Raw genomic sequence first — 3,235 nt, 5'->3', positions numbered from 1 at the left:
GTGCATTCTGTACCACATACAGCTAGGGTCCAATGAGGCAGCATTGGGACTGATTGCAGCTTTAGTGTAGCAAAATAGACGGGAATGTCTACCAAAACAGCGGAAGATGTTTACTATCCTACCTTTAACCAGAATCCTTGATACAACGGACCAAACCACTATGCGGATTGACGTAGCCTACTGTGTTGAACTCGATAAAGTGATAGACATTTATGAGGCCTGCTACCAATACTCGGTAAGGCTTGAGCAGGCAAAGGCCGCAGGTAAGCGTATTCCAACCAGATTCAATTTCTTGTGCTCCGATCCACGCTGTCGAGTCAGCACTGACAGGGGAGTACGGGTCATTGGTGTGAACCACCACAAATCGCCCGAAGAACAAGAACTGACAAAGTCCGCGCACTTTCGCGTCTGGGACACCCATATCGCCGATTGTGAATGGGTTGAACTCAATGACGTCCTGACAGCCAATCAACGCGGTGGCGACAACAAAGAATTCGCGCAACAACGACAAATTACACAAAAAGTGACGCGCCTGATAACGCAGTTTGACCCGGTAGATCCTGATGACATTGGTATACCTGCGAACAATCCATTAGTCGAGGAACTGGAGTGCATCAGGCGGGAGACGGACCCAGTGGTTCGCAGACAGAAGCGTGAACACTATGCCTCTGGTACCGGCTCAAAAACATCAAGTCTCGAAGCACTTGTGAGTTGCTACGAAGAGCTTAAGGGCGGCGCGGCACTCTATGAGCAAGTTCGCTTACCGGGTAATGTGACATCCTCCTATCAGGAAATTTTCAGACATTTTTCAAGTCCTCAACTTTCCACCCTGTCCGTCTGGTACGGCGGCGCACGGCTGCATAAACGGTACGGCGACGGATTTGCGTTGAGATTTCTGGACAGATACAACGCACTTCCAGTATCGCTTTACGTGTCACCTGATGACTTGAAAAAGTTTCCTCCTGGTACTCGGTTAAAGCGAATGGTTGATGAATTGGAAGATCATGCAGCGAGACGTCCGTATCTAAAGGTTTATTGGCTTGGAGGGGTACAGCTTAATGACCAGAAATATTACGACGTCAAGTATTCAACTTTGGCACATCTGGTTTTCAGGATGGTCTTTCCCCAGACCTGATTCTCATGCGGCAAGTTTTCACACCAAAGTGATTTCATGTTCAGACGTAGAAGCCAGCTCTCTAAGAAAAGAAAGCGCATCTACAATGCCTGGCAGAACCATGTCGAACTGACAGTCGTCAGTGATCTCCGGCAATGCGATCTCCTTTGACGACATGCCAATTGTAATAGCGAAGACTGCATGCCCATCAGATGAAAAGCCGTCGAACGTTAGAAATGTCGCACCACGAATGTAAGCATTCAGTCGCCACGTAGGTGATTCTCCCAACTTGCGTTTAGCAAATTGAATGAAAGCCTCAGTCCATTCGCGACATTTTGGATGGGTTGTAAATTCTCCGTCCCCACTAGTAAACAGTGTTATTTCTTCAGCACCAACAGGTAGATTACTCATAGCGTTCATCTCGATATCTTCGACTTCTCAATTATGTCTAGACCTTCACGCACGATATCGAGTACGGGCAAAGTGACGGTGCTTGTGGATGCTGAGGTGGCGCAGAGCAGGATAAATACCAGTTACTGCCATTGCGGCTCACTGACCCCTGGTAGGTTGTCGCCGCGACACTGCATTCGTTCACCGAGAAACCTGAGGGAACGCCGCTAAATGCACCTGTGGGATGCATGAAAGTATTTGCATAGGTATCGCCGGCAATGGGACCCGTTGTAGTCGACACCGGGGTTTCATTACAGGCAACGGTATAGGCACATAGCCCCCGTGCATGAAAAGTAAAGTCATCGTAAATGCCACACATCACACGTCGATTGCTGTCCACGCTCGCACGCGCACCGGCAAAATAATTGGGCCGTTGTCCGTGGTAGTTGGTGGCGTTCGCCACCGAGATGGTGCATTGGCCGGCGGTGAATCCCTGGGGAATGGGTACCGTCGCACCGTTCGCCAGGAATCCCGTAATCACTGTACTGCCACCGCCACCCACTTCTCGCCAGGTGCCACTCACACACGACACGATATTGCCTGTTGAAGTACGACCGATTGATCCCGTCGAACACGCACCACCTACAGACCTGGCAGGAACAATGCGGAGATTACCGTTCACGTTGACATTGGTTCCGGTAATCGTCTGGCCACTGAGCGCTCCCGTAGCCGTCACGTTTGTCGCATTCACCGTTGGTGCTGATAACGTGGAGCCGAACGATCCGGTTCCTGAAACGGACAGCGTGCCATTCGCTTGCAGATTTCGCACATTCGTGATGGAGAAATTATTCCAATTGAAATCTGCAGTGGGACGAACGGTGCCATCTTTTTTCAGAAATTCCAAATTTTCCGGTGCATTGCTCACTGTCATGCTGATCGCGCCAGACGTCAAATTATGGGATGCAACATGATAGGTTTGCGTTGCCGGCGTGATGTAATCGTTCGATGCGCCATTGATCGCCGTAACGATGATACCCGCCAGGTGTGGCCACACTTCGCCACTCGCTGACGGCGCACCCAACTGCACGGACGCCGTGACGGTACCCGATGCGACGGATACTACCGTGCGATACGACAATCCTAAGGGTAAGTGTTGCGGGAACTCGCACGGCAAATACGCAGCCGATCCAGTGGCTCCGGCGCAGCTGCCCGTACGTTTCAACCAGTTCACGCCAGTAAACGTCCCTGTAGGCACACCCGTGCCACGTTCAGCAATCATCGCACGCAGCGCGTGCTTGAATTGTGCCGCAAGCACTCCTGCCATCTCAGCACTGTCTGACCGACTCTTGTTCACCGTCTCGCGTACTTGAATAGCCATCAGCGTACCAAAGACAATGAGTGCAGCCGCTGCCACTATCTGCAGATACCCACCTTGTTTGCGACCCAGAGTGAATGGACGCATCACAGCCACCTCGCTTTAATATTTCCCATACACCGACGTCACAGTATTACTCGCGTTATTACACGCAGTAGCGAGTGTGGCCACGGTGATGTTGGATGCGTTGGCGGCTTTCACTTGTGTGCTTCCAACGGTAATCGTGACCGCATCCGGAAATATCGAGTTAACAAAATTATTGCAGTTATTTTCATTCAGCAGTGCATGCGCGACTTGAAAGCCATCGTTGCTGGTATTGATCGTGGCGGGAGTAATGGTCACGGTACCGCCCATGT

The 3,235-nt window shown here is 51.0% G+C and carries 4 protein-coding genes; 1 reads left to right on the top strand and 3 read right to left on the bottom strand.

What is annotated here, in order from left to right:
* Window positions 1-160 precede the first annotated feature (160 nt).
* Window positions 161-1,135: a hypothetical protein gene (locus ACSV5M_RS21560; RefSeq protein WP_439178913.1), complete on the top strand. Its 975-nt coding sequence runs from the start codon at window positions 161-163 to the stop codon at window positions 1,133-1,135.
* A gap of 18 nt (window positions 1,136-1,153) precedes the next feature.
* Here the strand turns inward: ACSV5M_RS21560 and ACSV5M_RS21555 are convergent, their stop codons facing one another.
* The 3 genes from ACSV5M_RS21555 to ACSV5M_RS21545 form a co-directional block, all read right to left on the bottom strand.
* Window positions 1,154-1,525, bottom strand: a complete 372-nt coding sequence (locus tag ACSV5M_RS21555) for a hypothetical protein (RefSeq protein WP_439178912.1) — start codon at window positions 1,523-1,525, stop codon at window positions 1,154-1,156.
* 37 nt (window positions 1,526-1,562) lie between these two features.
* Window positions 1,563-2,966 (bottom strand): hypothetical protein, encoded by a 1,404-nt coding sequence (locus ACSV5M_RS21550; RefSeq protein WP_439178911.1) that lies wholly within the window; start codon window positions 2,964-2,966, stop codon window positions 1,563-1,565.
* Between the two features lie 15 nt (window positions 2,967-2,981).
* Window positions 2,982-3,235: type 4 pilus major pilin (locus ACSV5M_RS21545; RefSeq protein WP_439178900.1), on the bottom strand; the 254-nt coding region annotated here is incomplete at its 5' end.

Source organism: Cellvibrio sp. ARAG 10.3 (genome assembly GCF_051846955.1).
GTDB lineage: Bacteria > Pseudomonadota > Gammaproteobacteria > Pseudomonadales > Cellvibrionaceae > Cellvibrio.
The sequence above is the reverse complement of the archived record's forward strand: the minus strand, read 5'-3'. Positions and strand labels throughout refer to the sequence as shown.

Bases quoted from the DNA above. Each gene is read 5' to 3' on its own strand.
- ACSV5M_RS21550 (WP_439178911.1), bottom strand. From the start codon at position 2,966: ATGCGTCCATTCACTCTGGGTCGCAAACAAGGTGGGTATCTGCAGATA.
- ACSV5M_RS21555 (WP_439178912.1), bottom strand. From the start codon at position 1,525: ATGAGTAATCTACCTGTTGGTGCTGAAGAAATAACACTGTTTACTAGT.
- ACSV5M_RS21560 (WP_439178913.1), top strand. From the start codon at position 161: ATGCGGATTGACGTAGCCTACTGTGTTGAACTCGATAAAGTGATAGAC.